Annotated in this window: 7 protein-coding genes; 4 read left to right on the top strand and 3 right to left on the bottom strand. The window is 64.9% G+C overall.

Annotated elements, in window-relative coordinates; genetic code table 11:
* Positions 1-355 (top strand): OsmC family protein (locus tag O2807_11285; protein ID MDA1001081.1); only part of this gene is annotated, 355 nt, incomplete at its 5' end.
* 60 nt (positions 356-415) lie between these two features.
* On the opposite strand, the gene O2807_11290 is transcribed toward O2807_11285, so the two are convergent.
* On the bottom strand, positions 416-859 hold the full coding sequence (locus O2807_11290; protein ID MDA1001082.1) for a carbon monoxide dehydrogenase subunit G: 444 nt from the start codon (positions 857-859) through the stop codon (positions 416-418).
* Between the two features lie 134 nt (positions 860-993).
* Between O2807_11290 and O2807_11295 the strand changes: the two genes are divergently transcribed.
* Positions 994-1716, top strand: coding sequence for a TIGR04282 family arsenosugar biosynthesis glycosyltransferase (locus O2807_11295; protein ID MDA1001083.1), 723 nt, complete (start codon positions 994-996; stop codon positions 1714-1716).
* 8 nt (positions 1717-1724) lie between these two features.
* Here O2807_11295 and O2807_11300 read toward each other — a convergent pair whose 3' ends face one another.
* Together O2807_11300 and O2807_11305 are read right to left on the bottom strand one after the other, a co-directional pair.
* A complete protein-coding gene (locus O2807_11300; protein ID MDA1001084.1) occupies positions 1725-2387 on the bottom strand; it encodes a TrkA family potassium uptake protein in 663 nt (220 codons plus the stop codon).
* 32 nt (positions 2388-2419) lie between these two features.
* Positions 2420-3835, bottom strand: a complete 1416-nt coding sequence (locus O2807_11305) for a hypothetical protein (GenBank protein MDA1001085.1) — start codon at positions 3833-3835, stop codon at positions 2420-2422.
* Between the two features lie 209 nt (positions 3836-4044).
* Between O2807_11305 and O2807_11310 the strand changes: the two genes are divergently transcribed.
* Together O2807_11310 and O2807_11315 are read left to right on the top strand one after the other, a co-directional pair.
* A complete protein-coding gene (locus tag O2807_11310) occupies positions 4045-4638 on the top strand; it encodes a DsbA family protein (GenBank protein MDA1001086.1) in 594 nt (197 codons plus the stop codon).
* A 15-nt stretch (positions 4639-4653) separates the two neighbouring features.
* The coding region (locus tag O2807_11315; protein MDA1001087.1) for an amidohydrolase family protein at positions 4654-5599 on the top strand (946 nt) is incomplete at its 3' end.

Consider the following 5599-nt stretch of genomic DNA (forward strand, 5'->3'; position numbering starts at 1 on the left):
AAAGTCCGCCGGCGGAAACGACGAGGGCCCCACCCCGCGCGAGATGGCGCTCGGCGCCCTGGCCGCCTGCGTGACCGTCATCACGCACAAGGTAGCCGAGGAGATCGGCTTCCGCTACACCGATCAGTCCATCGAGGTCCGGGGAACGGCCGATCCGCGCGGCACCCAGGACCCGGACAACAACGTCAGCCCCAACTTCGAGCGCGTCGAGGTGCAAATCACGCTGGTGACCGACGAGCTCGAAGACCGGGTGAAAGAGCTCAAGCGCCAGCACGCGGGCCGGTGCCCCATCTCGGCCCTCTTTCGCGAGAGCGGCTGCGAATTCACCGAGGCGTGGACCATCGGGCGCGGCTGAGCGGACCGCACAAAAAAAAGGCACCCCACCGGAGCGCCTTTTTTTGTGCGCGCGGACAGGCTACTCGATCTTCGCCTTCACGTTCTGGGCGAACTGGCTGAAGATTTTGTTCGCCTGGTTCTTGATGACACTGAAGCCCATCGAACCGAGTTTCCCGAAAACATCCACGTTGGAGTGAATGGACACCTTGGTCTCATCCTCCGAGAGCGCCTCGAGCGTCACCTCGTTCGTTTGCTTGAGGCTCGCGGCGATCTTCGAGTCCTTCCCCTCGCCGCTCGTGCGGATGTACTCGGGGGCGCGCTGCTCCACGATGACGACCTGGATGTTGAACTGCGCCTTGAGAAAACTGATCTTCTGCTCGACCCTGACGTTGTAGTGGGCCTCGTCCACCTTCTCGACCGATGTGACGCCGGGAACGCAGGCGGCGAACTCCTCCACGTCCCAGATGAAATCCCACACTTTCTGCCGCGGGGCGGCGATAATGACTTCCTGGTTGAATTCCATGCAAAATACCCCTTGCTAGTTTACTCCCCGGCGGGGGAGCGTGATCGCGAAACGAATGCCGCCGATGATAACAGCTTCCGCCTCCCTGCTCCACGGGAGGTGATGCCGCACCGAAAGCGAGGAAACACCCGAGCGTGCGCTTTCCGGAGAGTCTCATCCTGTTTGCCAGAGCCCCTCGGCCGGGGAAGGCGAAGACACGGCTCATCCCTGCCCTGGGGGCGGAGGGGGCGGCCGCGCTCTACCGCGCGTTTCTGGCGGACGCCGCCGGCACCGCGCGAGAGCTCCGCGCGGAAGAGCCCGCCGTCGGCCTTTTCTCCGAATGGTCCCGGACGGAGGGCGGGCCGGAAGCCGGTTTTTCGCCCTCAGCCTGGCTCCCCGGCCCTTTTCTCCACCGCGCGCAAACGGGGCTCCATCTCGGCTCCCGGATGGCCGCTGCCCTCGGCCGGAGACTCGCCTTTGGCGGCCCGGCGATCCTCATCGGAACAGATTTTCCCGATCTGCCACCCGAAATTCTTTCATCTGCGTTTTCATTACTGCGGAGCGGCGGGCCGAATAACGAGACCCCAAAGAAAGCCGTCATCGGCCCCGCCAAGGATGGCGGGTACTACCTCATCGGCCTCACCCGCCCGGCACCCGGCGCTTTCGAGGGAATCGCATGGGGCAAACCGGATGTTTTCCGCAAGACCGTGGAAAAACTCAAAACCCTGGAATTCGAAGTGGCTGTTTTGCCCGAGTGGCAGGATGTCTATGCGCCGGAGGATCTCGCCGCCCTGCGGGCGCGCCTGCGGAAAGCCGGCCCGGGGATCGCGCCCCGCACGCGGCGGGCACTTGCGGAACTGCCGCCTGAAACCGAGTAAAGCCTTCTTTACGCCTCCAGCTTCGAGGGGGCATCCTCGGGGCCCAGCAGGATGAGGGCATCCCCGAGCCCCACCCGGCTCTCGCCGTTCGGCGCGGTTTCGAGCTTTTCGGAGCCCGCCCGGCGGATCGCCACCACCAGGGCGCCGCTTTTTTCGCGAATCGCCAGCTCCTGCAGATTCTTGTCTGCATATGCCGCCGGCGCCTCGATCTCCATCACCTGGTAGCCCTGGCCGAGGGAGAGCGACTCGAGCACCCTCGGGCTGGAGAGGCGCTTGGCCAGGCGCATGCCGGAGTCCGCCTCGGGGAACACCGTTTCGTTGACCCCCAGATGCCGCAGCGCGCGGGCGTGATCCTCGGTCAACACCTTGGCCACAATCCGCTTCACCCCGGCCTCCTTGAGAAAGAGGCAGACCAGAACGCTCACGTCCAGGCGCCGCCCCACGCCCACAACGGCGGCCTCCAGATTTTCCACTCCGATGCCATCAAGCACTTGCCCCAGCATTTCCCGATCGCTGGCGTCCGCCTCCACGCACTCGCTCATGAGATCGCGGAAGTGCTCCACCCGCTCCCGTTGGACGTCTACGCCGACCACGGTATGTTTCTGCGCATAGAGCGATTCGGCGACCGCTTTGCCGAAAGCGCCGAGCCCCACTACCAGGAAATTCCCCATGTGTTCTCCTCTTTTGCGGCCGGCCCGGGCACTTAGCCGATCAGTACCGTCTCCTCCGGATGGCGCGGCTTTCGGTGGGGCGCCTCCCTGAGCGCCAGGAACACGGTCAAGGGCCCGATCCTTCCGATGTACATGAGAATCGTCAAAATCAAAAGCCCTGCGGAGGAAAAACGGGCCGTGACCCCCATGGAAAGCCCAACGGTGCCGAAGGCCGATACCGTCTCGAACACCATGGCGAGAAACCGCCGGGGGGCGGCGGCAAGAGCCGCGTTCGAGTGCTCCACCGCCAGCAGAAGAAACAGGGCGAAACCGATGATGGAGATGCCGAACAGGAGTATCGCCCCCGCCCGCCGGATTAAATCCTCGGGGATCGTCCGCTTGTAGAGATTCGTCACGTCATCTCCCTGAAAGCGCGACCGGACCGCCGCCAGGATCACATAGAACGTGGTGGTCTTGACGCCGCCCCCGGTCGAGCCCGGCGAGGCCCCGACGAACATCAGGCTCATGAGGATGACGAGCGTCGCATCCCCCAGCCCCGCCGTCGGCACTGTGTTGAAGCCCGCCGTGCGGGCGGTGACCGAGAGGAAGATCGCCTCGAGGAGCCCGGCGCCCTCTCCCCCCGCCATTCCGCCGTTGCGGAATGCCACCCAGAAGAGAAAAGCCCCCGCGGCCAGAAGAAACGCCGTCATGGCGAGGACCATGCGCGAGTGCAGCGAGAGCGAGACCTGCCCGCCGCCATCCGCCCCCTCCGCTCCGGAATCGCCCGTTCCCCAAAGGCGCGCCAGTTTCCGGCGAAACAGATGCCGCAGCTCGGTGAGGGTCAAAAAGCCGAGCCCGCCCGACACGATAAGCACCACCAGCACGATGTTCACCGGCATGTCCGTGCGCCAGCCCTCGAAGCTGTCCGCCTGAAGGGCGAAGCCCGCGTTGCAGAACGCCGAGACGGAATGGAAGACCGCCTTTTTCAGCGCCTCCCACGGCGGAAGCGTTCGCCGGAAGAGCACATAAAAGATCGCCGCCCCCACCCCCTCGAACACCGCCGTCAGCCAGAGCACCGAGCGGACCAGCTGGACGGGCCGCCACTCTCTCCCGCCGAGCGCGCCGAGCGTCTCGCGCAGCACCGAGCGGTGCCCGAAGGGAAGGGACTGGCCCGCCATGAGAAAGGCCAGCGAGGTGAACGTCATCAGGCCGAGCCCGCCCAATTGAATCAGGATGAGCAGCACCACCTGGCCCGCCGGAGTCAGCTCCCTCCCCACGTCGACGATGGAGAGGCCCGTCACGCAAACGGCCGATGTCGCCATGAACAGGGCCTGGGAGATGGGCAGGCCGCCCTGCCGTGTGGCGAGAGGCAAGGTGAAAAAGATCGTCCCCGCCCCGATGAGCAGGAGGAACGATCCCAGGATCACAAGAAAGGGCTGCTCCCGAAGACGAATATCTGCGAGCCTCAACATATCCCCTCTGTGCGGACGATGGCCGGGCTTTTCAAGCGGCCCCCATATACCATCCTACCTTGTGGCCCGAATTTCAAGATGAGAAGATACCGTAGCTCCAGAAGCCGCCGGCTATTGCAGCCCCGTGGAAAGGACCGGATCCGATGTCCCGCCGGAACGAAGTCGAAATCACCTATACGCACTGCGTCCACTGAGCGTGGTGTTTTATCGCAACCGGTCGGTTGCGGGAGCTGGCCGCCGCCGTCGGCGAGCCGCTCCGGATCAAATACCGCTCCTTTCTCCTCTCGCCCCAGCCCGATCCGCGCCCGATGCGCAAGGAGCAGATCATGAGCCACTGGAGAATGGCCCGGTCCGCCCCCGGCGGGGAGGAGCTCAACCCCGAGTTGATGGAGAGGCGCGATTTCCCCTACCCCTACTCGACCCCGGCCTCCCTCGCCATCAAGGCCTTCGCCCTGCAGCAGCCCGAGCGGGAGGGGGACTTCATCGAAGCCGTCGAGCGCGCCCATCTGGTAGCGTGTCTCAACATCGCCGACCTTGAAGTGCTCGCCGGATTGGGTGAAAAATTGGGTGCGGATAGGGCGATGCTCCGCGACATGGCGGCGGACCCCGCTATCGAGCGCGCCGTCGTGGACGATCACAACGCGGCGATCGAGTGCGGAATCTACTCGACGCCCACGCTGGAGTTCTCCGCCGGGCCCCGTATCGTGGGCGCCCAGCCACTGGAACACTTCATCAGCGCCTATCGCCAGGCGACAGGAGAGCTTCCGGGTGCGGACCCCGGTTTCTTGAACAACAACTGAGAAGGAAGAGCAAAGATGACCGCAGATCTCCTCATCTCGAACGCCCAGATCGTCACCCCGCAGGGAACCTACCCGGGCCACATCTACATCGAGGGCGGCCGCATCTCCGCCATCACCCAGGAGAAGGCGATGTCCGCCACACGCGAGATCGACGCGGGCGGGCGCCACGTGCTTCCCGGCATGGTAGACGAGCACGTGCACATGATGGACCCGGGCTTCACCGATCGGGAGGACTGGACCGAGGGAACGCGGGCCTGCGCCCGTGGCGGCATCACCACCTGCATCGATCACCACCGGAGCGAGCCGCTCGTTTACACGCGGAAGCTACTCGAGGAGAAGACCGACTACATCAATTCGCGGGCGGTCGTCGACTTCGGCCAGCTCGGCGGCCTCGACCTGGACAATCTCGAGCACCTGCGCCCGATGTGGGAGGGCGGCGCCCTCGGCTTCAAGGGCTTCATGTGCGAGCTGCACGGGGTGCCCGATCTGTCCGAGGGCGTACTGCTGGACATCATGCGCGAGGCGCGGACCTTCGGCGGCACCGTGATGCTCCACTGCGAGAGCGACAGCATCCTCAAAAAGGCCAAGGCCAAGATCGACGCTGAAAAGCGCACCGACTACATGTGCATCTACGAATGGCGGAACCCCGAGAGCGAGTACGTCGCCACCCTCGACGCCATCGCCCTAGCGGAACTCACGGGCTGCACCGTGCTCATCGCACATGTGAGCCAGCCCCTCCTCCTCGAGGCCGTCCAGCAAGCCAAACTGCGCGGGGTGCCCGTCTTCGCGGAAAGCTGCCCCCAGTACTTCTACTTCGACCACAGCCACCTGAAGGAGCGCGGCCCCTTCCTCAAGTTCACACCCGTTATCCGCACCGCCGAGGTCCGCGACGGCATGCGCCGGGCCCTCGGCACCGGGCTTGTGGACACCATCGGGACCGACCACTGCCCCTACCCCCGGG

It is taken from the genome of bacterium (assembly GCA_027622355.1).
GTDB lineage: Bacteria > UBA8248 > UBA8248 > UBA8248 > UBA8248 > JAQBZT01.